Source organism: Polaribacter sp. KT 15 (assembly GCF_900143115.1).
In the GTDB taxonomy this organism is placed as follows: Bacteria; Bacteroidota; Bacteroidia; order Flavobacteriales; family Flavobacteriaceae; genus Polaribacter; species Polaribacter marinaquae.
Window position 1 is genome coordinate 1,812,046 of the sequence record NZ_LT670850.1, and the last position, 24,260, is coordinate 1,836,305.

At 28.9% G+C, this 24,260-nt stretch carries 23 protein-coding genes; 16 read left to right on the plus strand and 7 right to left on the minus strand.

Annotated features, from left to right (window positions below):
* Nucleotides 1-1,308: a pitrilysin family protein gene (locus B5464_RS08125; protein WP_077810865.1), complete on the minus strand. Its 1,308-nt coding sequence runs from the start codon at nucleotides 1,306-1,308 to the stop codon at nucleotides 1-3.
* Nucleotides 1,309-1,574: 266 nt separating this feature from the next.
* Between B5464_RS08125 and rplU the strand changes: the two genes are divergently transcribed.
* The 13 genes from rplU to B5464_RS08190 all read left to right on the plus strand — a co-directional run bounded on the left by rplU (nucleotide 1,575) and on the right by B5464_RS08190 (nucleotide 12,794).
* The gene (rplU, locus tag B5464_RS08130; protein ID WP_079737957.1) at nucleotides 1,575-2,234 is read left to right on the plus strand and encodes a 50S ribosomal protein L21; all 660 of its coding nucleotides are present in this window, start codon (nucleotides 1,575-1,577) and stop codon (nucleotides 2,232-2,234) included.
* Nucleotides 2,235-2,274: 40 nt separating this feature from the next.
* A complete protein-coding gene (gene rpmA / locus B5464_RS08135; RefSeq protein ID WP_015481656.1) occupies nucleotides 2,275-2,535 on the plus strand; it encodes a 50S ribosomal protein L27 in 261 nt (86 codons plus the stop codon).
* A gap of 106 nt (nucleotides 2,536-2,641) precedes the next feature.
* Entirely contained in the window at nucleotides 2,642-3,874 is a 1,233-nt protein-coding gene (locus B5464_RS08140) for a 3-deoxy-D-manno-octulosonic acid transferase (RefSeq protein WP_079737958.1), read from the plus strand.
* 62 nt (nucleotides 3,875-3,936) lie between these two features.
* On the plus strand, nucleotides 3,937-4,494 hold the full coding sequence (locus B5464_RS08145; RefSeq protein WP_079737959.1) for a YeeE/YedE family protein: 558 nt from the start codon (nucleotides 3,937-3,939) through the stop codon (nucleotides 4,492-4,494).
* Between the two features lie 85 nt (nucleotides 4,495-4,579).
* Nucleotides 4,580-4,993 (plus strand): DUF6691 family protein, encoded by a 414-nt coding sequence (locus B5464_RS08150; protein ID WP_079737960.1) that lies wholly within the window; start codon nucleotides 4,580-4,582, stop codon nucleotides 4,991-4,993.
* The gene (locus tag B5464_RS08155; protein ID WP_079737961.1) at nucleotides 4,993-5,409 is read left to right on the plus strand and encodes a hypothetical protein; all 417 of its coding nucleotides are present in this window, start codon (nucleotides 4,993-4,995) and stop codon (nucleotides 5,407-5,409) included. Before B5464_RS08150 ends, B5464_RS08155 begins: the two co-directional genes overlap by 1 nt.
* Nucleotides 5,402-6,394: a GTP 3',8-cyclase MoaA gene (gene moaA / locus B5464_RS08160; protein ID WP_079737962.1), complete on the plus strand. Its 993-nt coding sequence runs from the start codon at nucleotides 5,402-5,404 to the stop codon at nucleotides 6,392-6,394. The genes B5464_RS08155 and moaA overlap by 8 nt, the downstream gene beginning before the upstream one ends.
* Before the next feature lie 245 nt (nucleotides 6,395-6,639).
* The gene (locus tag B5464_RS08165; RefSeq protein ID WP_079737963.1) at nucleotides 6,640-7,176 is read left to right on the plus strand and encodes a GRAM domain-containing protein; all 537 of its coding nucleotides are present in this window, start codon (nucleotides 6,640-6,642) and stop codon (nucleotides 7,174-7,176) included.
* Nucleotides 7,173-8,363: a molybdopterin molybdotransferase MoeA gene (locus tag B5464_RS08170; RefSeq protein WP_079737964.1), complete on the plus strand. Its 1,191-nt coding sequence runs from the start codon at nucleotides 7,173-7,175 to the stop codon at nucleotides 8,361-8,363. Before B5464_RS08165 ends, B5464_RS08170 begins: the two co-directional genes overlap by 4 nt.
* Nucleotides 8,363-8,845 carry a cyclic pyranopterin monophosphate synthase MoaC gene (gene moaC, locus B5464_RS08175; RefSeq protein WP_079737965.1) on the plus strand — a complete coding sequence of 161 codons (483 nt, stop codon included), beginning with the start codon at nucleotides 8,363-8,365 and terminating at the stop codon, nucleotides 8,843-8,845. Before B5464_RS08170 ends, moaC begins: the two co-directional genes overlap by 1 nt.
* The gene (locus B5464_RS08180; protein WP_079737966.1) at nucleotides 8,832-9,935 is read left to right on the plus strand and encodes an NTP transferase domain-containing protein; all 1,104 of its coding nucleotides are present in this window, start codon (nucleotides 8,832-8,834) and stop codon (nucleotides 9,933-9,935) included. Before moaC ends, B5464_RS08180 begins: the two co-directional genes overlap by 14 nt.
* The gene (locus B5464_RS08185) at nucleotides 9,936-11,015 is read left to right on the plus strand and encodes a HesA/MoeB/ThiF family protein (protein WP_079737967.1); all 1,080 of its coding nucleotides are present in this window, start codon (nucleotides 9,936-9,938) and stop codon (nucleotides 11,013-11,015) included.
* Between the two features lie 9 nt (nucleotides 11,016-11,024).
* A complete protein-coding gene (locus tag B5464_RS08190; protein WP_079737968.1) occupies nucleotides 11,025-12,794 on the plus strand; it encodes a DNA mismatch repair protein MutS in 1,770 nt (589 codons plus the stop codon).
* A 38-nt stretch (nucleotides 12,795-12,832) separates the two neighbouring features.
* Here the strand turns inward: B5464_RS08190 and B5464_RS08195 are convergent, their stop codons facing one another.
* The 5 genes from B5464_RS08195 to mutY all read right to left on the minus strand — a co-directional run bounded on the left by B5464_RS08195 (nucleotide 12,833) and on the right by mutY (nucleotide 17,944).
* Nucleotides 12,833-14,422: a hypothetical protein gene (locus B5464_RS08195; protein ID WP_079737969.1), complete on the minus strand. Its 1,590-nt coding sequence runs from the start codon at nucleotides 14,420-14,422 to the stop codon at nucleotides 12,833-12,835.
* 100 nt (nucleotides 14,423-14,522) lie between these two features.
* On the minus strand, nucleotides 14,523-15,074 hold the full coding sequence (gene gldD / locus B5464_RS08200) for a gliding motility lipoprotein GldD (protein WP_079737970.1): 552 nt from the start codon (nucleotides 15,072-15,074) through the stop codon (nucleotides 14,523-14,525).
* Entirely contained in the window at nucleotides 15,067-16,395 is a 1,329-nt protein-coding gene (gene gldE / locus B5464_RS08205; protein ID WP_172830874.1) for a gliding motility-associated protein GldE, read from the minus strand. The genes gldD and gldE overlap by 8 nt, the downstream gene beginning before the upstream one ends.
* A 23-nt stretch (nucleotides 16,396-16,418) precedes the next feature.
* Entirely contained in the window at nucleotides 16,419-16,859 is a 441-nt protein-coding gene (locus tag B5464_RS08210) for a single-stranded DNA-binding protein (RefSeq protein WP_077810880.1), read from the minus strand.
* 41 nt (nucleotides 16,860-16,900) lie between these two features.
* Nucleotides 16,901-17,944, minus strand: a complete 1,044-nt coding sequence (gene mutY / locus B5464_RS08215) for an A/G-specific adenine glycosylase (protein WP_079737972.1) — start codon at nucleotides 17,942-17,944, stop codon at nucleotides 16,901-16,903.
* A gap of 141 nt (nucleotides 17,945-18,085) precedes the next feature.
* Here mutY and B5464_RS08220 point away from each other — a divergent pair, with 141 nt between their 5' ends.
* Nucleotides 18,086-18,376 carry an HU family DNA-binding protein gene (locus B5464_RS08220; RefSeq protein ID WP_077810882.1) on the plus strand — a complete coding sequence of 97 codons (291 nt, stop codon included), beginning with the start codon at nucleotides 18,086-18,088 and terminating at the stop codon, nucleotides 18,374-18,376.
* A gap of 328 nt (nucleotides 18,377-18,704) precedes the next feature.
* Complete coding sequence (locus tag B5464_RS08225) at nucleotides 18,705-20,234, plus strand: ribonuclease E/G (protein ID WP_077810883.1); 1,530 nt, start codon at nucleotides 18,705-18,707, stop codon at nucleotides 20,232-20,234.
* A gap of 89 nt (nucleotides 20,235-20,323) precedes the next feature.
* Here B5464_RS08225 and B5464_RS08230 read toward each other — a convergent pair whose 3' ends face one another.
* Nucleotides 20,324-21,379 carry an endonuclease gene (locus B5464_RS08230; RefSeq protein WP_079737973.1) on the minus strand — a complete coding sequence of 352 codons (1,056 nt, stop codon included), beginning with the start codon at nucleotides 21,377-21,379 and terminating at the stop codon, nucleotides 20,324-20,326.
* A 120-nt stretch (nucleotides 21,380-21,499) separates the two neighbouring features.
* Here B5464_RS08230 and B5464_RS08235 point away from each other — a divergent pair, with 120 nt between their 5' ends.
* On the plus strand, nucleotides 21,500-24,250 hold the full coding sequence (locus tag B5464_RS08235; protein ID WP_079737974.1) for a TonB-dependent receptor: 2,751 nt from the start codon (nucleotides 21,500-21,502) through the stop codon (nucleotides 24,248-24,250).
* Nucleotides 24,251-24,260: the final 10 nt, after the last annotated feature.

Consider the following 24,260-nt stretch of genomic DNA (forward strand, 5'->3'; position numbering starts at 1 on the left):
TTATTTTTTCTTAGGTAAGTACTCTAAGATTAATCTTTGATTCTTGTTTAAATATTTTTTTGCAACTTCTCTAATTTCTTCACGAGTAATAGATCTATAAATATCTATTTCAGAATTTATTAAATTAGTATCACCGTACATTACGTGGTATCTAGCCAAAGAATTTGCAATACCTACCACACTAGAATTTGAGTTTACGTAATTGTTTTCAAATTGATTTTGAATTTTTTGGTAATCTTTTTCAGAAATTAAATCTGTTTGAATTTTTAAAATTTCTTCATCAATTTCTTTGATTAAATCCATTAAAGGAGTTTTTCCTAAAGGAATACCAAAAAGTGCGTACACACCATAATCTTGTTGAGAAACATTTGCAGCTTGTACTGCTAAAGCCATTTTCTTTTTATCTACAATTTTCTTGTATAAAACAGAACTTTTACCACCGCTTAAATACGTAGAAATCATATCTAAAACCTTAGAATCTCTTGTTTTAAAAGAAGGAGTTCTATAAGCTGCTACAATTGCAGGAATTTGAATATTCTCGTCATAAGCTTTAGCTTTAAACTCTTTTGTAATAGGTTCTTCTTTTGGGAAAGTTCTTACTACTTCTTCACCTCTTGGAATTGGCCCAAAATAATCTTCAATCATTTTTTTGGTAGCAGCAATATCCATATCACCAGCAACTACTAAAGTTGCATTGTTTGGTACATAGTATTTTTTGTTAAAAGCTAAAAACTCTTCTAACGTAGCAGCATCTAAATGATCCATATATCCAACATTTGGATCTTTATAAGGATGCACTTTAAAGATGTTTTTAGATATTTCTGGTAAAAGATTAGAATAAGGTCTTGTACGTTGTCTTTTTTCTTCTTTTACAACTTCATTCTGAATGTCTACACCTTCTTGTTTGATAATTGGATGCAATAAACGTTCAGATTCCATCCATAAACCTAATTCTAATTTATTAGAAGGAAAAATTTCATAATAGTAAGTTCTATCTTGAGATGTGTTTGCATTATTTCTTCCTCCGTTAGAAGAAACAATTTTAAACCATTCTCCTTTTTTTATGTTTTTAGTTCCTTCAAATAATAAGTGTTCAAAGAAATGTGCAAAACCTGTTCTTTTTCTGTCACCATCTTTACCACCAACACCATACATTACAGAAGTAATAATTACTGGGGCAGATTTGTCTTGATGCAGTATTACATGTAGTCCGTTGTCTAACTTGTACTCTTCAAACTCAACCTTTTGTGCGTTTGCAGAAAATGCAATCAACAATGCTGAAGCAAGAGATAAAATACTTTTTTTCATTTATTTTTTATTTAATTAATAGTTGATGCTTTGTATGACGCAGATAAATTATCTTTGTTACAACAAATTAACTTTTTTTGTAAGTTATTTTCAAAAATAGTGAGAATCTTATAAAATATAAAGGGCAAACCTTATTTATTTGCTTGATTATTAAATAGTTTATTTTTTTACAGCAATGTTGTAGAGTTGCAAAAAATATGTATATTTGCATCCGCATTTTCTATAGAGAAAGTGTATAATAAGTATAAATACGCAAAACAAATAGTATGTACGCAATCGTAGAGATAGCAGGGCAGCAGTTTAAAGTAGCAAAAGACCAAAAAGTATACGTTCACCGTTTACAAGGAGAAGAAGGATCAGAAGTAAGTTTTGATAACGTTCTTTTACTAGATGACAATGGAAGTGTATCGATTGGCGCCCCAGCTATAGAAGGAGCCGCAGTAACGGCCAAAATTTTAAGTCACTTAAAAGGTGATAAAGTAATCGTTTTCAAGAAGAAAAGAAGAAAAGGTTACCAAAAGAAAAATGGACATAGACAAGCTTTAACAGAGATTCAAATTGAATCTATTGCTGCTTCTGGTGCTAAAAAAGCAACTAAGAAAGCTGTAACTAAAAAAGCGGCTGCTCCAAAGGCAGAAGCTAAAAAAGCTGCTCCAAAGAAATCTTCTAAAGGAGATGACTTAAAGAAAATTGAAGGTGCAGGACCTAAAGCTGCTGAAGCTCTAGTAAACGCAGGTTTAGATACTTTTGCAAAAGTAGCTAAAACTGAAGCATCTAAATTAAGTGAAATTTTATCTGAAGCAAGTTCAAGATTATCTCACATTGTGACTGATACTTGGCCAAAACAAGCTGGTTTAGCTGCAGAAGGTAAATGGGATGAATTAAAAGAATTACAAGATAGATTAGACGGAGGTATTGAAAAATAAATCCTTATAGTTTAACTTTAACCTATAAAAACTCAATAACATGGCACATAAAAAAGGTGTAGGTAGTTCGAAGAATGGTAGAGAATCAGAATCGAAACGACTAGGAGTAAAAATATTTGGAGGACAAGCTGCAATTGCAGGTAACATTATTGTTCGTCAAAGAGGTACTACGCACAATCCAGGAGAAAACGTTTACATGGGTAAAGATCATACTTTACATGCAAAGGTTGATGGAATTGTAGAATTTCAAAAGAAAAGAGATAACAGATCTTACGTATCTGTAACTCCATTTGAAGCTTAAGATTTAAGTTTTCAAAAAGCATAAAAGCTCAAACATTAATTTGTTTGAGCTTTTTTTGTGCTTACGGTTGTTAATGAACTTGTTTGTATTTTGTACTTTTACGCTCATGAAATTTCTATACAATTTAGTACTTTTTAAAGCAACTATTTTACTGCCAATAATTGGTCTTTTTAATAAGAAAATTAAGCTTTTTATAAATGGAAGAAAAGAAACCTTTTCTAAAATTGAAGTTCTAAAGAATAAAAAAACAATTTGGTTTCATGCAGCTTCATTAGGCGAGTTTGAACAAGCTAGACCTATTATAGAAGAGTTAAAAAAAGGTTATAATAATTACAAAATATTAGTCACTTTTTTTTCACCGTCGGGTTATGAAATAAGAAAAAATTATAAGCTGGCAGATGTTGTTTGTTACCTACCTTTAGATACAAAGTCAAATGCTAAAAAGTTTATAGAAATTGTAAACCCCAAAATGGCAATTTTTATAAAGTATGAATTTTGGCCAAATATTCTAAATGAGTTAAAATCAAAAGAAATTTCTACAATTTTAGTTTCTGGTATTTTAAGAGAAAAACAATTATTTTTTAAAAGTTACGGAGGTTTTATGAGAGAGTCTTTAAAGGCTTTTCATCATTTTTTTGTGCAAAATCAAGAATCTAAAAAATTACTAAATTCAATTGACTTTAACAATGTAACCGTTGCTGGTGATACACGTTTTGATAGAGTTTCAAAAATTTTAGAACAAGATAATTCTTTAGATTTTATAACTGAATTTAAAAATGGAAAATATACAATTGTTGCAGGAAGTACTTGGCAAGAAGATGAAAGCTTATTGGTAAATTATATCAACAATAATGCAGAAGAAGACGAAAATTTTATCATTGCACCACACAATATTAAAGTAGATGCAGTTTTAGAATTGCAAAAATTAATCAATAAAAAAACAGTATTATTTTCTAATAGATCAGATAAAAATCTTTCAGAATATCAAGTTTTTATTATCGATACAATTGGTATTTTAACTAAAATTTACGCTAATGCAAACGTTGCTTATGTTGGCGGAGGTTTAAAAACTGGCTTGCATAATATTTTAGAACCTGCAACTTTTGGAATTCCTGTGGTTATTGGAAATAAATACGACAAATTTAAAGAAGCAGTAGACTTGGTCAAAATAGGAGGTTGTTTGTCAATAAATAATCAGAAAGAATTCACAGAATCTTTATTAAAATTAAAAGAAGATCAAAGCTTTAGAAATTTAACAGGTGTTATCAATAAGAGGTATATAAAAGACAACCTTGGTGCAACAGAACAAATTATAAATTATTTAAACAATAAAATTTAAAAAGAGTTTATTCGTTTTTATCTCTTTGGATAAAATACAGAATAAATAAAAATAGATTAATTATGGATATTATTTTACAACCTTGGGCTTGGTATGTTGGCGGGCCGTTAATTGCAATTTCGTTGCTTTTGTATTTTTATTTCGGTCAAAACTTTGGAGCTTCTACTAATTTTGAAACCTTATGTACAATGGCTGGTGCAGATAAATTTTCTGATTATTTTAAAAAAGATTGGAAAGATAGAGATTTTGCATTGCTATTTGTAGTTGGTTTAATTATTGGTGGTTTTATTTCGGCATATTTTTTAACACCAAACCAAACAATAGATTTAAACCCGAAAACTGTAACAGAGTTAAGTGAGCTAGGTTTTTCTAATATTGGTAATCAATATTTTCCTGATGAAATTTTTGGTGATGCTGCTGTTTTTTCTCTAAAAGGTTTTTTAATATTATTAATTTCTGGTGTATTTGTAGGTTTTGGTACGCGATATGCTGGCGGATGTACTTCTGGCCACGCAATTACAGGTTTAAGTAGCCTACAATTGCCTTCTTTATTGGCGGTTATTGGCTTTTTTATTGGCGGAATAATAGCAACTTGGTTTGTAATACCTTTATTGTTTTAGTAGATACATCACCAATAAATAAAATTCAATTTGTCTTTTTGTGTTCAGTCAAGAAGCAAATCAAAAGTTATAAAAATATAATTAAATGAAAAATATCAAATTTTTAATACTAGGAATCTTTTTTGCAATTGTGTTAAGTAAGACTCAAGCAATCTCTTGGTTTCGCTTTTACGAAATGTTTAAGTTTCAATCTTTTCATATGTATGGTATTATTGGCGGTGCTGTATTAATTTCTGCAATTTTTATGCAGTTATTTAAAAGCGGAAAAATTAAAGATATAAACGGTAATAAAATAGTGCCAAAACCAAAGAAAAAAGGTTTTGTAAGAACAATTTTAGGAGGAACATTTTTTGGTTTAGGTTGGGGTATTTCTGGTGCTTGTGCAGCCCCAATTTTTGTTATTCTTGGGTTTAAATTGATGCCTGCATTAATCTTATTAGTTGGCGCTTTATTAGGTACCTTAATTTATGGTATGCTAAGTAAAAAACTACCAAATTAATGGAACGTCATTGGAAAATTTCTGATGCAGAATTTGAAACAAAGTTTACAAATAATACTTTTAAACCTTTATGGTTTACGCATGAGGCACATTTGCGATTAGCTTGGATTTATATTACAAAATATGGTAAAGAAATTGCTTTTAAAAAATACAGTGAACAATTAAAAGCTTTTGCAGATAAATACAATGCAGACGGAAAATACAATGCAACAGTTACTTATGCTTCTATAGAAATTATGCACAAGTACATTCAGAATTCTAATGCCTACGATTTTCAAGATTTTATAAAGGAATTCTCAAAATTAAAAACTAATTTTAAAGAAATTATTGCCTCGTTTTATTCTGGTAATATTTTTACATCAAAAGAAGCAAAACAACAAATTTTACAACCAGATTTAAAATCTTTTAATGAGTAAACTTGTAGACAATTTTGGGCGACAAATGGAATACGTTCGGTTAGCAGTAACCGACCGTTGTAATTTACGTTGTCAATATTGTATGCCTGCTCATGGTATAGACATTGTGCCAAGACAAGAGCTATTAACCTTTAAAGAAATGTATCGTTTAATTCGCGTTTTAACAGAATTAGGCGTTAATAAAGTACGTTTAACTGGTGGCGAACCTTTTGTGCGTAAAGATTTTGTTGGGTTTTTAGAAATGCTGTCTTATAACGATTTGTTAGATGCCATAAATATTACAACAAATGGTGCATTAATTTCACAACATATTGATAAAATTGAAAAACTTAAAAAAGTAAAGAATATCAATTTAAGTATCGATAGTTTACAAAGAGATAAGTTTGCCAAAATTACTAGAAGAGACGTTTTTCCTGAAGTTTATAAAACTTTTGAATTACTAGAAAAAAGCAGTTTAAATTTAAAACTAAATGTGGTTGTACAATCTGGTTTTAATACTGATGAAATTGTAGATTTTGTAGGATTAACAAAAGACAAAAATGTTGCAGTTCGTTTTATAGAAGAAATGCCTTTTAACGGAAAAGGGCAAAGAGATATGCAAGAAAACTGGACGTTTACTAAAATTTTAAATGAAGTTAAAACCGAGTTTTCTGTGGATGAAATCCAGTCCGAGAAATCATCAACCTCTAGAAATTATAAAGTAGAAAACCACTTAGGAACTTTCGGAATTATACCTGCATTTACAAGAACTATTTGTAACGATTGTAATAGAATTAGAATTACAAGTACCGGAACTTTTAAAAACTGCTTGTTTGATGATGGCGTTTTTAATTTAAGAGATTTTATTAGAAAAGGAGCATCGAATGAAGATTTAAAAGAACTTTTCTTAAGATTAGTAAAAGACAAACCAGAAAATGGTTTTGTTGCAGAAGCAAATAGAAAAAACGGTGGTGCTTCTGAAAGTATGAGCACAATTGGTGGGTAATATGTATGCATTAAATAACATTTTTGAAGTTCATGCTATGGAAACAGGTGTTTTTATTGTAATACTATGTAAAATAGTTATAATTATTAAGTTTTTTATATCTAATAATACTGATGAAAAGAAGTCCAGAAAGATAACATTTAGGTCTTTTTTTAAAAACTGGTTATTTTTAATACTTATGCTTTTTTATGGTTTGTCATTAATTTTTAGGAATTTATAATTTTTAAATAAAAAACAAGAATATTATGGAAAAAAAATTTGAAGTAAAACTTAATTGGAAACAAATTACATTATTAAGTGTTTCTGTAACTTTCGGGTATGGTTTTATTCTATATTTATTAGATAATGAGCTAACCTTAAAAAACTTGGTAGGTCAGTCATTAATTTATGGTGTTGCCATGACACTTTTTTTTATTTTCTTGTTTCCTAAACTTAAGAATAAGCTTGTAGGGAAAAGAGTTGATACTATTAAACCAGGTTTACTAGCAGATGAAGTGCTAGAAAGAGAGATTTTTGCAAATTTATTTAGAGGATTTGAAGGAGTTGGAGGTAAAATATTTTTAACGAATCAAAGATTGATTTTTAAAAGCCACTCTTTAAATATCCAAAAAGGACAGACAAATATTGATTATAATGATATAGTTTCTGTTACAAAAAGAAAAACTTTTAAGTTAAGAGATAATGGAATCAAAATAACTACCAAAAAGGGTGATGAATATTGCTTTGTTGTGAATAACAGAGATGTTGAATTAAAAAATATTCTAGATAAATTAAACGTATGATTTCAGTTAAAGAAGCAAAGGATATAATTTTAAATTCAGCCTATAACTTCGGAGTAGAAGAAGTTCCGTTTCTAAAATCTGTGGGTAGAATTTTAAAAGAAAATATTCTTGCAGATAGAGACTTTCCGCCATTTAATAGAGTTTCTATGGATGGAATTTGTATCGATTTTAACGCATTTAAAAACGGACAAAGAGATTTTAAAGTAGAAGGAATACAAGCTGCAGGAAGTGAACAAATGACGCTTCAAAACAAAGAAAATTGTATTGAAGTTATGACTGGCGCTGTTTTACCAAACAATGCAAATACAGTAATTCGTTATGAAGATGTTACGCTTAAAAACGGAATTGCAACAATCAATATTAATATAATAAATGATTGTCAGAATGTGCATGTAAAAGGTAAAGATAGAAAGGTTGGCGATGTATTAATTACAGAAAATAAAATAATTTCAGCGGCAGAAATTGGTGTTTTAGCAACGGTTGGTAAATCAACAGTAAAAGTTGCAAAACAGCCTAAAGTTATGATTGTTTCTACGGGAGATGAATTGGTTGGCGTAAATGAAATTCCGTTAAAACATCAAATTAGAAGAAGTAATGTTTTTACGTTGGTTTCTTTGTTAGAAAGATTACAAATTCCTTCCGAAACTGCTCATATTACAGATGATAAACCTATTTTAAAGCAAAAAATAAAAGGTTTTTTAAAAGATTATGATGTATTGCTTTTTAGTGGCGCAGTTAGCAAAGGAAAATACGATTTTTTGCCAGAAGTTTTTGAGGAATTGTGTGTTGAAAAATTGTTTCATAAAGTAGCGCAAAGACCAGGAAAACCTTTTTTCTATGGAAAAACGAATGAATGTAACGTCTTTGGGTTTCCTGGAAATCCCATCTCAACATTTGTAAATTGTTTGGCGTATTTTTATCCTTGGTATTATAAATCTACAGGATTAGAAATAGAAGAAGAAACTGCAATTTTAGGTGAAAATGTATCATTTAAACCCAATTTAGAGTTTTTTTTACAAGTAAAATTAAAAAGTAAATTTGGACACTTAGTAGCTTTTCCGGTAAAAGGAAATGGTTCTGGAGATTTAGCAAGTTTGGTTAATGCAGGTGCTTTTATTCAATTACCAAAAACGGAAAAAATACTTTTTAAACATGGTGAAAATTTCCCAATAATCAGATATAGATAATGAGTGGTTTTAGTCATTTAAACGAAAAGAATAACCCTAAAATGGTAAATGTTTCTGATAAGAAAATTACCAAAAGAACAGCTATTGCTAAAGCAACTATGTTTTTAGGAAAAGAAGTAATTGCGAATTTTACAAATGATGAGTTAGTTACTAAAAAAGGACCTGTTTTTCAAACTGCAATTATTGCAGGAATTCAGGGAGTAAAGAAGACTTCTGATTTAATTCCAATGTGTCATCCTTTGCTAATTAACGGAGTCGATGTATATATTGAAATTGTAGATTCAGAAAATATAGAAGTGTTTTGTAAAGTGACAATAACAGGTAAAACAGGTGTCGAAATGGAAGCTTTGACCGGCGCAAATATTACGTGTTTAACTATTTATGATATGTGTAAAAGTATCAGTCAGAAAATGGTAATTAAAGAAGTGAAATTGTTAGAAAAAACAGGCGGAAAATCTGATATTAAAAATGAAAAAGCATAGCAAACATACAAATTTAGAAAGAAGAGATAACGATAACCATGCGCCTAATGAAATTTCTATTTTAGGTGCAAATTGTAGTGTAATTTCAGATTTAGTGCATCAAGTATCTAGAAAGTTACCAAGTTATAAATTGGCCTATTTTGATGCTTCTCACGCGAAGAATGTAGAAGGAAATCAATTGTCAGAATATGTCTTTCATCATCAAGGAAACCTGCAAATTACAACTACCGGAAACTTAAATAAATATCAACAAAGATTAGATTTTGCCCAGTTTGATTATGTTTTTATCAACGGAAATCATTACCAAGGAGCCAAACAAATTTTAATTTTAGACGAAGCTAAAGAAGCTTCTGTATTAAAAAGGTTATCGCAATTAGATAATATACAATTTATTTTAAAACTGAATTCTGAGACCGAATTTTTTGACTTTTTAGTTGAAAAATACCCAAATATTAAAAATAAAATATGTTATTCGATTGATGAAATCGATGCAATTTCTAATCATATAAACAATTTAATTCAAGAAAAAATTGCACCAATAAAAGGGTTGGTTTTAGTTGGCGGTAAAAGTACAAGAATGGGTAAAGATAAATCTGAACTCAATTATTTTGGAAAACCTCAAAAAGAAGTGGCAAAAACACTTTTAGAAATTAATAATTTAGAGACTTTTTATTCTGTACATAAAGCAGAAAATGAAAGTGAGATAGCAGATAAATTTATCGATTTAGGTCCTTTTGGCGGAATTTGTTCTGCTTTTCAGAAAGATCCAAATTCTGCTTGGTTTGTTTTAGCAACAGATCTTCCTTTTGTAGATGAAAGTATTATAAAATTAGTTTTAGAACGTAGAAATCCGTCTAAAGTTGCCACGGTAATTAAAGGAAAAAATAAAGATTTTCCAGAGCCATTAATTACTATTTACGAGCCAAAAGCATATCCATTATTATTACAATATTTAGCGCAAGGATATTCTTGTCCTAGAAAAATGTTAATCAATTCTGATGTTGAAATTGTAGAAATTGATGATGATTTCATCAGAAATGTAAATACACCAGAAGAATATAGAGGAGCTAAAAAAGAGATTAGTTCATAAATGAAAATAGAGAAAAATCAACTTTTTAAACGTCAAATTACTTTAGCAGAAATTGGTGAAATTGGGCAAGAAAAATTGCAAAAAGCTTCTGTTTTAGTAGTTGGTTGCGGTGGTTTAGGAAGTCCGATTGCGGTGTATTTAGCATCAAGCGGAATTGGAAAAATGCATTTAATTGATTTTGACACCGTTGATGTTACAAATTTACATCGTCAAGTTTTTTATAGTTTAGAAGATTTAGGAAAATCCAAAGCTGCAGTTTTATCAGAATTTATAAAAAAAAGAGCGCCATTTACAGAGGTGAGTTTTACAAACAAACCAATTACAAAAGACAATGTTTTAGAACTGATAGAAAACGTAGATGTTGTTATTGATGGTACAGATTCTTTACCTACCAAATATTTAATAAACGATGCTTGTGTAATTAAAGGTAAGCCTTTGGTTTATGGTTCTTTATATAAGTTTGATGGTTATGTGGCTACGTTTAATGTACAGCAAAAAGACGGTAGTTATTCTGCCAATTTAAGAGATGCTTTTCCCAAAATGGCAACAGATATACCTAATTGTGAAGAAGCGGGTACTTTAAATGCTATTGTTGGTATTATTGCGATTGCACAAGTTAATGAGGTTTTAAAATTGATAACTGGCATAGGGAATCCGTTAATAAATGAATTGTTAATTTACAATTCGTTGCAAAACACACAATTAAAAATGAAGTTAAAAACATCGGTTTTAAAAGATAAAATTGCAAAATTATTTAAGGTTCAAACGTATGTTGATGCCGCTTGTTCTGGCCAGAATTTAGATTGGCAAATAACATCAGAACAATTAAAAAATAGATTGGGCGATGAGAATTTAGAAATTATTGCAGTTTTAAATAATCTGAAATTACCGTTTAAAGTACAGCAAACGATTCATATTAATAAATTTAAAGCATCAGAAATTAAGGTTGATAAAAATAAAACGTATGTTATGGTTTGTCAGCGTGGTTTAAACAGTTATAGAGCTACTAAAAGATTAAAAAAAGAGTATCCAGATTTAGAAGTTTTAAGTTTAACTGGCGGAATTTCTTCTTACAAATAAATATTTTTAATGAGTAAAGTACTAGATTTTTATACAAATACAAAAAAGGAATTAGAAAACGAAGCAGCTAGTTTAAAAAGAAAATCTATCAACTTAAGTGTTTTTAGATTTACTGTTTTTATAGGAACTTTCCTTTTAATATATCTAACTTTGGGCGCTTATCCAGATATTTTTATTGTTGGGTTTTTAGGTGCAGTTTTATTTAGCTTTTTAGTAGTTAAACACATAGATTTACAACGAAAAAGAGCAATTATAAATGCAAAAATAGCTATAAATAAAGATGAAATTAGTGTAGCAAATGGAGAATTTCATCATTTAGAAACAGGTGAGGAATTTATAAATCCTACACATTTTTATAGTAACGACATCGATTTGTTTGGTAAAGGTTCTTTTTTTCAGAATATAAACAGAACCAAAACAATAGATGGTAAACATTTTTTAGCAAAGTTATTATCAGAAAATGCAACAACTTTTATAGAAAGTAAACAAAAAGCAATTAAAGAATTGTCTGAAAAAGCTATTTGGAGACAGAATTTTGCTGCTTTGGCAAGTTTAGTTTCTGTTAAAACAAATTCAAATTTTATAGTATCGTGGTTTTCTAATTATAAAAGTGTTTTTCCTAAGGTTTTATCGAAAGTTCAGGTAGTATTTTCTTTGATTTCTATAGCACTTATTGGTTTAATTTCATTCGGATTTTTACCCTTTTCTTATTTAATATTTTGGTTTTTTATAGGTCTTTTTATAACAGGTAGATTTTTAAAAAAAACTAGTAATCTGTATTCTGAAACCGATAAAGTTAGAGAAACCTTTAAGCAATATCATGTTTTATTAAATGAGATAGAAAATGAAAAATTTGATTCAGAAATATTAGTAGAAAAACAAACGATTATTAACTCTGAATCAAAAAAAGCATCAAAAATATTTAAAGAATTTGCAAGAATTTTAGATACGTTCGATCAAAGAAATAATATTTTAATTGCTGTTGTAGGTAACGGTTTGTTTTTAACTGAAATTTACAATGCATGCAAAGTAGAAAAATGGATTTCTAACTATAAACATGTTGTTGAAAAATGGTTTGAAGTGGTTGCTTTTTTTGATGCTAAAAATTCTTTAGCCAATTTTACTTTTAACAAACTTAACTTTGTTTTTCCAGAAATAGTTTCTCATCAGAATATAATCGATGGTGAAAATTTAGGGCATCCTTTGTTAAATGCTTCAAAAAGGGTTGACAATGATTTTTCAATAAAAAAAGAAGCATTTTTTATTGTTACTGGTGCAAATATGGCTGGTAAAAGTACTTTTTTAAGAACTGTTTCTTTAAGTATTGTTATGGCAAATTGTGGTTTACCTGTTTGTGCTAAAAGTTATAAATATGCACCAATTAAGCTTATCACGAGTATGCGTACCACAGATTCTTTAACAGAAGATGAGTCTTATTTTTATTCTGAATTAAAGCGATTAAAATTTATAGTAGATCAAATTGAAAATGAAGATTATTTTATCATTTTAGACGAAATTTTGAAAGGAACGAATAGTAAAGACAAGGCAATTGGATCTAAAAAGTTTGTAGAAAAATTATCGAAATCTAAATCTACAGGTATAATTGCAACACACGATGTAAGTTTATGTGCATTAGAAAATGAATTTAAAGATATAAAAAACTATTACTTTGATGCAGAAATAGTAAATAATGAGTTGCATTTTGATTATACTTTAAAAGACGGAATTTGTAAAAATATGAACGCCTCTTTCTTGTTGCAAAAAATGGAAATAATTTAAAAAAAGGTAGCTTAATTAAGCTACCTTTTTTTTGGTTTTTAAATACTGTTTTTTGTGATTTCTACTTTCCAGATTTTGTTAGATGCTTGCGATTTATTTGCACCATAAGTCCCTGGATTCGATTCAAAAGCTTCTATTCCGCCAAATATATAGCCAACTTCAATTGTTTTTTTATCCGAAGAAAAACTCTTTGCAACGTCTATAATTTCATCAGAATATTTACTGTAAGTTATTTTTCTATTAGGAAACATAATTGCTTCTGCGCCATAAAATGGAGCCGAATTTTCGTCTTGGTCTGTAAAAACATTATAGTCAAGCGTTTTTGGAGTGCTTTTTAAAGGTAAACTGCTAATATCCATAGAAATCTGAACACTAGAATTTGTAAATCCAGATAAATGATGTTTAAGAGCGCGTTTGCCATCACCAATTCCGCCAATTAAAAAAGACTGTAAATAATTGTTATTGGTATCAAATAAAACTACACTCGGACAAGAATAAATATTAAAGTTTTTTTGATTGTAAGTAGTATCGTATGTATATAATTTACTGTTATTATTTGCCCAATTAGGATGCACATAAATAGCATCATTCCATGCTTCTAGAGTTTCTCCTGGTTTAAAAACTCCGGCATAAATAGCAATGCTTTTTTCTATTGAATTACTATCAGGATTTTTATATAGTGATGGTAATATTGGTCCGTCTCTTCTTCTAAAAACTGAAATATTGTCTGAAGCATTACTTGTTGGATCACTAATATCTGATATTGGTTCATTTACCTGAATGTCTAAAGTAGCTATGTTTTCACTATTATTAGTTAAAGTGAAAGGATAAACTGCATCTACATATTTTTGACCTTCAGAAAATTTTGGTGCACTATTTCCAAAACTATGGCCTAAAGAAAGATACAGAACATCATCGAGAATATACAATTCGCCACCTGTACTAACTAATGTGTCATTTTTACCAACTCTTAGTAAATCTGTCCACTCATTTTCGCTTAATGTTTTTTCTTTTACTAGTTTTATTAGATTACTAACATTTATTTTGGCAACATGATTGTAAGTTGTAAAACCTTTTTTAAGATCAGAAAAATCTGAAGGTCCATAACCGCCAAGTGTGTATAAGTATTTTCCAACTTGTTTTACCAAGGCATTTGAGTTTTTAAAGATGGTTGAGTTTTCTTTTACTGTTTGTAATAATTGATAAAGTGGATTTGATTGTGCAGGAACACCATCTCTAATTGTGTTGTATTTGTTTTCAATTACAGAAATGAAATCTGTAAGTGTTAAGCTACCAGAAACTTCATCTTTTGCAGGATTATAAACATAAATAACATCGTTGTAAGAAGATTTTGTAAAAGAAGAACCAGCATAATTTCCGTTTAAATTATGAATTCCGCCGTTTAAAGAATCTAAAGAATTTGTTCTACCTGCAAACAAAAGCCACTCTTTACCATCTAAAGATTCGGCATGTGTAAAAGATTGCAATGCAGGTGCATTTGTGTTTTTTGCTTGCGTAATTTTTAAAACATATTCTGGGAAAACAGTATTAGAAACTTTTTCTTTGCAAGAATTGAATAAGAAAATCAGTAATAAAGCACCAAAAATTTTTGATAAATTAATTTTCATGATAGATAAGTTTGGTTAGTTTGTCAAATAACCGAAAAAATCTATTAGAAAATTAGCGTTGTTATAGCTGTTTTATAAACTAGGTAAATTTACTTGAAATTTAATTTTGCCACTCTAAAGTTTCTATTAAGTGTAAAATATCTTCTTTTACATAATCTACTGCAGGCAAAATAGAATCGTAGTTTGGTTTTGCGTAAAAATATAAAGAACCTTTTAAGAAGTTTTTTGTACTATCTGTAACATGAAACTGTATGTTAGATGCTGCATTACCAGTAATTTCGTACATGCTGCCGTATACTTTTTTTGTGTCGTTTAAAAAGTCTTTAGGTATAATTTGTTCTGCTTTTGTAGTGTGTTTAAAGACTAGTTTTTCTGCTTCTGTTAATAGTTCTTGTATGTTATTATTAACAGGTCTATATGTGATGTCTATTGATGCTTTTAACTTCGGATATTTAATAGTTATCCAATTGTTTTTTTCGTTAATTATTTTAGCGTGTTTTAAAACGTTAAAGGTATATGGTCTTTTAAGATCTAAAGTTTTATACTCTTTTTGTGGGTATTTTAGACTAAGATAAGCTTTAGGTTTTGGCAACACATCTTCTTTACAAGAAAGAAAAGTTGTTATAAAAAGTAATAATAAAATATTACGCATTTCTTGTAGCTTTTACTTGTTTAATTCTTTTTTTATCGAGCGCTTCTATGGTAAACGTATAATTTTTAAAAATTATTTTTTCTCCTTTTTTAGGAAACTTGCCAGAAATCTCTAAAATAAAACCAGCCAAGGTTTCACTTTCTCCTTTCTCTTCTTCAAAAATTTCTTCGTCTTCATCATCTAAAACTTTGCAAAAATCTTTTATAGAAGTTTTGCCTTCGAAAATGTAATTATTATCGTCTATTTTAGAATATGATAAATCATCATCATCAAATTCATCATTAATATCGCCAACAATTTCTTCTATAACATCTTCTAAAGTTACTAAACCACTTGTGCCACCGTACTCATCTACAACAATGGCTAAATGATTTTTCTTTGCTCTAAAATCGCTAAGTAAATCGTCTAACTTTTTATTTTCTGGCACAAAAAATGGTTCTCTTAGTAGATTTTGCCATTTAAATGACTTCTTATTTAAATGTGCTAACAAGTCTTTAGCGTATAAAACACCAATAATATTGTCTATACTTTCTTTATAAACAGGATTTCTAGAATAACCATTTACCAAAATCTTATTTAAAACTTCTTCGTAAGACTCATCATCAGAAATTGCAAAAATATCGATTCTTGGTTTCATTATCTGAACCGTTTCTGTATTACCAAAGTTTACAATTCCTTCTAAAATCTTTTGTTCGTCTTTACTAGTTGCGCCTTGTGATGTTAATTCTAAAGCCTGCGAAAGTGTTTCTACAGAAAAATTACTTGCTTTACTACCAAATTTTTTCTCTACCCATTTTGTAATAGCAATTAAAGGCATACTAAAAGGTGTAAGTAAAAAGCTAACAGACTTAATAAATTTAGACATTTTCCTAGAAAATCCTAAAGCATTTCTAGATGCATAAACTTTTGGTAAAACTTCACCAAAAAGTAAAATTAAAAAGGTTACTAAAATAATTTCTAGTAAAAAACGAATAGAAACTGTAAATAAGTAAAGGTTTAAAGTAAAGTTAAAACTGCCAAAAAGTGTTTCTGCTAAAGAAGCAAATAATAAAACAATTAAAATATTTATAAAATTATTGGTTATTAAAATTGTTGCTAATAACTTTCTTGGTTTTTCTAATAATGTAACTACTATGTTTTCTTCCTTACCATTATTAGAAAGTTCGTTTAAATCTGTTTGAGAAAGTGAAAAAAATGCAATTTCAGAGCCCGAAATTAAAGCAGAACTAATTAGTAATGCAATTAAAGCAATGCTATTTAAAGTTGTAAAAAGGTCTATTGATGCTAAAAATATAAATATATGATTGGGATCTGGATCCAAAATTATGTGTTATTAATTAGTAATTAAAATGGTAAATCGTCATTTTCTTCTTCTTGAGCAATTGGCTTAGGTGTATTTTGTACTGGTGTATTTTGTTGTGCAGCCATTGTGTTGTTTTCAGAATTCTTCTTAGATGATAACATCGTCATTTCAGAAACAAGAACCTCTGTAGAGTAGCGTTTTACGCCATCTTGTTCCCATTGCCTGTTTTTAAGTTTTCCTTCAACATAAACCTTATCTCCTTTAGATAAGTATTTTTCGCAAATTTCTGCTAACTTATTTCTTACAACAATATTATGCCAATCTGTATTGGTTACTTTTTCTCCGGTTTGTTTATTTGTATAACTTTCTGATGTTGCTATAGGAAAGCGACCAACACTATTTTTGTCATCAAAATAATGCATTTTAACATCGTCACCTAAATTACCAATAAGTATAACTTTATTTATTGTACCTGCTGCCATAATAATATTGTTTAACTAATCAAATGTACTAAAAATATCAATTACTTTTTAACGTCGAATGCTTCTAAAAAATTAGCAATTAATATAGGTACAGGAAAATCTTGAATATTTTGCCAAAGTGTGGTTGCGTTTTTATGTTTGTTGGTTTCTACAATCCAGAATTGTGTATATAAATGCTGATGAGAAAGTTTATGTACAATTTCTTTTTGATTAAATAATGATATCGTGGTTTCATCAGGAAAAAGATTTTTAAAATCATCAGTAGCTATTAAATCTTCTTTATTTAGGTTTTTATTACTTTCAATTAAAGGAAATTGATATAAACCTTGCCAAATACCTTTGCCTTTTCTTTCTTCGATAATTGTTTTGTTGTCTTGGGTTTTAATAACCATAAAGTTAAAAAACCTTTTTTTAATTTTAATTTTCTTCTCTTTAATAGGTAGTTCTCTAGTAAGTTTTTTTTCGAAAGCGACACAACTGTCTGCTAAAGGGCAAGAATCACATAACGGATTTTGAGGTTTGCAGTGCAACGCACCAAAATCCATTATTGCTTGGTTAAAAGTACCTGGTTGCTTTGAGTCTATTAAAGATTGTGCTAAAATTTTAAATTCTTTAATTCCTTTTGTTGAATTTATTGGTGTATTAATGCCGTAATATCTAGAAAGTACTCTATAAACATTACCATCTACAACTGCTGCGGGTTCATTAAAGCAAATAGAAGCAATTGCAGACGCTGTATAATCTCCAATTCCTTTTAGTTTTATGATCTCTTTATATGTAGAAGGAAATTCGCCGTTTAATTCATTTGCAATAACTTTTGCAGAATAATGTAAATTTCTTGCTCTGGAATAATAACCCAAACCTTGCCACATTTTTAAAACGGTACTTTCGTCTGCATTTGCAAGATCAAAAACTGTTGGAAAACTGCTTGTAAATTTCAGATAATATGACAAACCTTGCGCAACTCTTGTTTGCTGTAGCATGATTTCGCTTAGCCAAATAAAATATGGATTCTTAGTTTTGCGCCAAGGCAATTCTCTGTTGTTTTGTAAATACCAGTATATTAATGTGTTAGAAAATTCCATGAATAAAAAATAGATTTGCAATATTACATTTTAAAATTCACATAAATTTAAGTCTTTATCTTTTTGGAATTGATTAATTATCATATATTTGCATCCGCATTTTTGAAAGTAAATTAATAAAAATATAGTAAAAATAGAGACATGACGAAAGCAGATATCGTATCGAAAATTTCAGATAAATCAGGAATTGAAAAAACAGATGTTTTGGCAACTGTGGAAGCATTTATGACTGAAGTTAAAGGTGCATTAGAAAATGGCGATAACGTTTATTTAAGAGGTTTTGGTAGCTTTATTATCAAAACAAGAGCAGAAAAGACTGGTAGAAATATTTCTAAGAATACAACTATTAAGATTCCTGCACATAATATACCAGCTTTTAAACCAGCTAAAACTTTTACAGAAGGAGTTAAAAGTAAAGTAGTAGTAAAATAACAAAATACTAATCTAAACCTAAATAAAAAAAGGTTTATAAAACAACAGACATTATGCCAAGTGGTAAAAAAAGAAAGAGAGCTAAGATCTCTACGCACAAAAGAAAGAAAAGAGCTAGAGCAAATAGACACAAGAAAAAGTAAGCATTCGCTTACTTTTTCGTTTATTATTTAGACGAAAAAAACAATCAACCAAACAAACAAAAAGTTCATTGACATTAGAAAATTTATTAGCTGTGTAAGGCTGTAAATTTTCTCACGGTATTAAAAATACCTTACAATATTAATCCATCTGCACAATTAAGTGCAGTGTTAAAACCAAATTCAGCATGAAAACAGAATTAATAATTCGTTCGAATTCATCTGATATTGATTTTGCCTTATTAAGAGATGGAAAACTTATTGAATTAAATAATGAAACAACTGGAAATAAATTTTCTGTTGGCGATATTTTTTTAGCCAAAATAGGAAAAGTATTAACAGGTTTAAATGCCTCTTTTGTAAATGTAGGTTACCCAAAAGATGGGTTTTTACATTATCATGATTTAGGAGCGCAAGTAAACTCATTAAATGCATTCATTAAGAAAGTAAGCACAGGTAAGTATAAAGAGTTCACTCTAAAAAACTTCCGATTTGAGGAAGACATTAACAAAGACGGTAGTATTAATGATGTACTTAAAACAGGGCAAAACCTGTTAGTACAAATTGTAAAAGAACCAATTTCTACAAAAGGACCAAGATTAAGTTCTGAGTTGTCTATAGCAGGTAGATTTTTGGTGTTAGTTCCTTTTTCTAACAGAGTTTCTGTATCACAAAAAATAGCAGACCCAAAAGAAAAAGAACGATTAAAAAGATTAGCAAAAAGCATTAAACCAAAAGGTTTTGGTGTTATTTTAAGAACTGTTGCCGAAGGTAAAAAAGTAGCAGAACTAGACAAAGATTTGCAAAACTCATTAGATCGCTGGAAAAGAATGTGTAAAAGTATAGCAAATACAAACACACCAACTAAAATCTTAAGCGAGTTAAACAGAGCATCTTCTATATTAAGAGATGTTATGAATGAAACTTTTACAAGTATTGTTACAAATGATGAAACTCTAAAAGTAGAAATTAAAGAATATCTACAAGAAATTTATCCAGAAAAAGAAAAAATAGTGAAGTTACACAGATCGGAAACTCCTATTTTCGAAAAATATGGAATAGAAAGACAAATAAAAACATCGTTTGGTAAAACAGTTTCTATGAGTAAAGGTGCCTATTTAGTTATAGAGCACACAGAAGCATTACACGTTATTGATGTAAATAGCGGAAACCGTTCTAACAAAGCTGGCTCTCAAGAAGATACTGCATTAGAAGTAAATTTAATTTCTGCAACAGAAATTGCCCGTCAATTGCAATTGCGAGATATGGGCGGAATTATAGTTGTTGATTTTATTGATATGCATAAAGCTGAAAACAGAAACAAACTGTACCAGCACTTGAAAGAGCAAATGGCTTTAGATAGAACAAAACACAAAATATTACCTCCAAGTAAATTTGGATTGGTACAAATTACTAGACAAAGGGTAAGACCAGAGTTAAGTATAAAAACTACCGAAGCCAACCCAAACAAAAACGGAGATGTAGAAGCGCCAATTGTCTTATTAGACAAGATAGAAGCAGATTTAGAAAAATTTATTTCTAATCCAAAGAATAAAAAGATTCAATTACACTTGCATCCTTTTATTGCTGCATATTTATTAAAAGGCGTAAATTCTATACGTTTTAAATGGTATTTAAAACATAAAAAGTGGATTACTATTATACCTAGAGATGCTTACACATACTTACACTATAAATTTAAATCTCCTAGAGATTAATTAATAGCTGTAAAAGGCAATAATTTATTATCAAAAAAAACCCGAAACTTCTTTAGTTTCGGGTTTTTCTGTTTTTAAAACAATAAATTTTAGTTTTTTTCTTTTATCAAATACATGTAAACAGGATAATGGTCAGAATATCCGCCAGTATAAGATCCGTTAGAAAAACTTCGAAACGGATATCCTTTAAACTTTCCTTTTTTATGACTTAAAAATTGCTTGTTAAAAATCATAGCTTTAAACATTTTATAACTAGAAAAATCTTTTTTGCCCTTGTTTAAAAGAGTAGATGAAATTAGAATCATATCAAAAAGATTTAACTTATCTCTATAAGCCAAAGTATTAAAGCCTCTTCGGTATAAATCTTCATACGGATTATAAATGTCTTTCTCTAGCACATTCTTTTTTCTGCTTTTAGTTTTAAGAACGTTTTTGAAACTAGAATTTATTGGGTCATCATTAAAATCGCCCATAGTTAAAATCTTAGCATTTTCATTTTCAGATCTTATTTTTTCGATAATTTTTAAATTCTGATACGCTGCTTTTTCCCTTAAAGGTCTACTTTTAGATTCTCCGCCTCTTCTAGATGGCCAATGATTTACAATAATATGTATTAGCTCGTCGTCTAAATAACCCGAAACTAGTAACTGATCTCTAGTGGAAATCTTCTTGTTTTCTTTGTAAATATTTGGGTTGAATGCTTCATGATAAATGGGTTTAAAATATCTTTTTTGATATAATAACGCTACATCAATACCTCTTTTATCTGGAGAATCGTAATGCACAATACCATAGTTTTTATCTTTTAAATGTTTCGAATTAATTAAATCTTCTAAAACATTTAAATTTTCTATTTCAGAAACACCAATTATTGCCGGACTTGTATTTGATTTTTTGAAACCAATTTTTGAAATTGTGCTCGAAAGTTTGTCTATTTTATCCCAATAAACCTTAGATCGATTAAATTTTAACTCCATTATAGGGCTAGCTTCATCATTTAAAGAAACATCATTAATTGTGTCAAATAAATTTTCTAAGTTGTAAAAAGCAATTGTTCTAATAGCATATTTTTTGCTGTTTTTCTGAGAAAAAGAATTAGAAGTACAAAGAATAAAGAGAAAGAAAAGACATAAATAATTTCGCATTTTTTTTAAACAAATCTATAAAACATTTAGATTCAAATAAAAGAAAAATAGTATTTAGTATTCTTTTTTAGAAAAAAAACTCTAAATTTAGAGCGCTATAAAACTGAAAAAGAAAACTTTATGAATAGAACTATTATTTTAATAGTTGTATTTCTATTGTGCTATACTAAAATTTTTACTCAAAATATTTTAGAAGGAATTGTGATGAGTCACCATTCTAAAGAGCCTTTAGAAAATGTTTCAATAAGAATTAATAAATTAAATATTGAAACTAAAACTACAGAAAATGGAGTATTTAAACTAAAAAATATTCCTAAAGGAAAACATCTTTTGCAAATCTCTTTTTTGGGTTACGAAACTCAAAATTTCCCCATTGATTTAAATACTACTAACATCAATCTTGGTGAAATTATACTGTATAAGTTAGATATAGAACAAGAAGACTTAAGTATTATTACAATTACTGATGATGAGTTAAATGATGATGCTAATTCTGCAGATAATATAGCGGGTTTGTTGCAATCTTCTAGAGATGTTTTTTTAAGAACTGCTGCTTTTGAGTTTAGTTCATCTTTTTTTAGAGTTCGTGGTTTAGATTCTGGTAACGGAAAAGTTCTAATAAACGGAATAGAAATGAATAAGATTTACGACGGAAGAGCTCAATGGAGCAATTGGGGTGGATTGAATGATGTGCTAAGAAATCAAGAGTTTACCAACGGTTTAGCCGCTTCTAATTTTACTTTTGGCGGAATTTTAGGCGCAACTAATATAGATACTAGAGCATCATTACAAAGACCCGGCAGTAGAGTTTCATATTCATCTTCTAATAGAAGTTATGTACATAGATTAATGGCAACTTACAGCTCTGGGATTTCAAAAAAAGGTTGGTCTTTTACTTTTTCTGGAAGTAGAAGAGTAGGTGAAGAAGGTTTTAATGAGGGTACTTCTTACAATGCGTATTCAGCTTTTGCATCCATAGAAAAAAAGTTTAATGATGCACATAGTTTAAACTTTACAGGAATTTTTACACCAAATAGACGAGGTAAATCCTCACCAAATACACAAGAAGTTTTTGATTTAAAAGGAATCGCATACAACGAATATTGGGGTTTTTTAAATGGAAATAAGTTGAATGCGAGAATTAAAGAAGTTGCAGAACCTATTTTAATGCTGAATCATTTTTGGACTATTTCTAAAAAAGCGTCTTTACAAACAAATATTTCTTATCAATTTGGTAATATAGGAAACAGCAGAATCGATTTTAATGGTGGTGCAAACCCGAGTCCGTCTTATTATCAAAAATTACCAAGTTATTTTTTACGAACCAATAATTTGGCAGAAGCATATACTGCTCAAGAAAATTTTTTAGATGACGGCCAAATAAATTGGAGAACTATTTTTGATGCAAATGTTACTGCAGCAAACACCGATTCTAATAGTGCTTTTGTTCTATATGAAGATAGAAATGATGACAAATTAATAACGTTAAATAGTATTTATAATTTAGAAATAAATGATAATTTTTCCATCAACTCTAAGTTAGAGTATAAACAGTTAAAATCTGAAAACTTTGCAGAAGTAATAGATTTGTTAGGCGGAAATGGTTATTTAGATGTAAATAATTTTGCAGCTTCTAAAGCTCAAATGCAAAACGATTTACAAAATCCTGATAGAATTGTAGGTGTAGGAGAAAAATTTAAATACAATTTCAACTTAAATTCAACAGTTATAAATGCTTTTTTACAAGCACAGTTTAAATATAATAAGTTAGATTTTTTTGCTGCATTAAAAATTTCTAATTCTACCAGTTATAGAGAAGGGCTTTATAAAAACGGAAGATTTGAAAACAATTCTTTAGGCAATTCAGAAAAACTAAATTTTACAAATTATGGTTTTAAATCTGGTGCTACTTATAAAATAAACGGTCGAAATATAATCAATGCTAATTTTGGTTACATAACTCAAGCACCAATATTAAGAAATTCTTTTTCCAATTCTAGAGAAAATAACAATTTAGTTGATGATTTACAAAGTGAAAAAATTTTAACTACAGATATAAGTTATATTAGAAGAAGTCCTGTGATTACAGCAAGATTAACAGGTTATTATACAAGCATAAAAGACGCTACAGAAATTTCGTTCTATTTTGCAGATGGTTTAGGTGGTGATAACACAGCTTTTGTACAAGAAATTTTATCCGGAATAGAAAAAAGACAATTAGGTTTAGAATTAGGATTAGAAGCACAAATTACAGCGACTTTAAAATTAAAAGGAGCCGCTTCTGTGGGTAGTTTTGTTTACAATAATAATCCTGATTTATATTTAACATCAGATATTTCTAATACTGGTATTTTTGATGAAAACGGAAGATCTAAAAATTATACATCAAATCTTAATAATTATAAAATTGCAGCTGGCCCACATAACGCCTATTCTGTTGGCTTCGAATATAGAGATCCAGATTATTGGTGGGTTGGTGCCACAACCAATTTCTTTTCAAATACATATGTAGACATTGCTCCGTTAACAAGAACAAGCAATTTTTATACAGATTCGGATGGTTTAAGTTTTTCTAATTATAACACAGAAATTGCTAGAGAATTATTAAAACAAGAAAAATTTGATAGTTATAAGGTTGTAAATATTGTTGGTGGTAAATCTTATAAAATTAAAAAATACTACATAAGTGTATTTGCTACCATTAATAACTTATTAAATAAAGAATACAAATCTGGCGGTTTCGAACAAGGTAGAAATGCAAACTACAACGAATTAAAAGCAGACAAAAGTTTGGCAAAACCGGTGTTTGGTAATAAATATTGGTACGGTAGAGGTACAACTTACTTTTTAAACCTAAACATCAGCTTCTAAAAATATTTAA

What these genes read in the sequence shown, in the direction of transcription:
- B5464_RS08125 (WP_077810865.1), bottom strand. Translation starts at nt 1,308, where the DNA reads ATGAAAAAAAGTATTTTATCTCTTGCTTCAGCATTGTTGATTGCATTT.
- rplU (WP_079737957.1), top strand. Translation starts at nt 1,575, where the DNA reads ATGTACGCAATCGTAGAGATAGCAGGGCAGCAGTTTAAAGTAGCAAAA.
- rpmA (WP_015481656.1), top strand. Translation starts at nt 2,275, where the DNA reads ATGGCACATAAAAAAGGTGTAGGTAGTTCGAAGAATGGTAGAGAATCA.
- B5464_RS08140 (WP_079737958.1), top strand. Translation starts at nt 2,642, where the DNA reads ATGAAATTTCTATACAATTTAGTACTTTTTAAAGCAACTATTTTACTG.
- B5464_RS08145 (WP_079737959.1), top strand. Translation starts at nt 3,937, where the DNA reads ATGGATATTATTTTACAACCTTGGGCTTGGTATGTTGGCGGGCCGTTA.
- B5464_RS08150 (WP_079737960.1), top strand. Translation starts at nt 4,580, where the DNA reads ATGAAAAATATCAAATTTTTAATACTAGGAATCTTTTTTGCAATTGTG.
- B5464_RS08155 (WP_079737961.1), top strand. Translation starts at nt 4,993, where the DNA reads ATGGAACGTCATTGGAAAATTTCTGATGCAGAATTTGAAACAAAGTTT.
- moaA (WP_079737962.1), top strand. Translation starts at nt 5,402, where the DNA reads ATGAGTAAACTTGTAGACAATTTTGGGCGACAAATGGAATACGTTCGG.
- B5464_RS08165 (WP_079737963.1), top strand. Translation starts at nt 6,640, where the DNA reads ATGGAAAAAAAATTTGAAGTAAAACTTAATTGGAAACAAATTACATTA.
- B5464_RS08170 (WP_079737964.1), top strand. Translation starts at nt 7,173, where the DNA reads ATGATTTCAGTTAAAGAAGCAAAGGATATAATTTTAAATTCAGCCTAT.
- moaC (WP_079737965.1), top strand. Translation starts at nt 8,363, where the DNA reads ATGAGTGGTTTTAGTCATTTAAACGAAAAGAATAACCCTAAAATGGTA.
- B5464_RS08180 (WP_079737966.1), top strand. Translation starts at nt 8,832, where the DNA reads ATGAAAAAGCATAGCAAACATACAAATTTAGAAAGAAGAGATAACGAT.
- B5464_RS08185 (WP_079737967.1), top strand. Translation starts at nt 9,936, where the DNA reads ATGAAAATAGAGAAAAATCAACTTTTTAAACGTCAAATTACTTTAGCA.
- B5464_RS08190 (WP_079737968.1), top strand. Translation starts at nt 11,025, where the DNA reads ATGAGTAAAGTACTAGATTTTTATACAAATACAAAAAAGGAATTAGAA.
- B5464_RS08195 (WP_079737969.1), bottom strand. Translation starts at nt 14,422, where the DNA reads ATGAAAATTAATTTATCAAAAATTTTTGGTGCTTTATTACTGATTTTC.
- gldD (WP_079737970.1), bottom strand. Translation starts at nt 15,074, where the DNA reads ATGCGTAATATTTTATTATTACTTTTTATAACAACTTTTCTTTCTTGT.
- B5464_RS08210 (WP_077810880.1), bottom strand. Translation starts at nt 16,859, where the DNA reads ATGGCAGCAGGTACAATAAATAAAGTTATACTTATTGGTAATTTAGGT.
- mutY (WP_079737972.1), bottom strand. Translation starts at nt 17,944, where the DNA reads ATGGAATTTTCTAACACATTAATATACTGGTATTTACAAAACAACAGA.
- B5464_RS08220 (WP_077810882.1), top strand. Translation starts at nt 18,086, where the DNA reads ATGACGAAAGCAGATATCGTATCGAAAATTTCAGATAAATCAGGAATT.
- B5464_RS08225 (WP_077810883.1), top strand. Translation starts at nt 18,705, where the DNA reads ATGAAAACAGAATTAATAATTCGTTCGAATTCATCTGATATTGATTTT.
- B5464_RS08230 (WP_079737973.1), bottom strand. Translation starts at nt 21,379, where the DNA reads ATGCGAAATTATTTATGTCTTTTCTTTCTCTTTATTCTTTGTACTTCT.
- B5464_RS08235 (WP_079737974.1), top strand. Translation starts at nt 21,500, where the DNA reads ATGAATAGAACTATTATTTTAATAGTTGTATTTCTATTGTGCTATACT.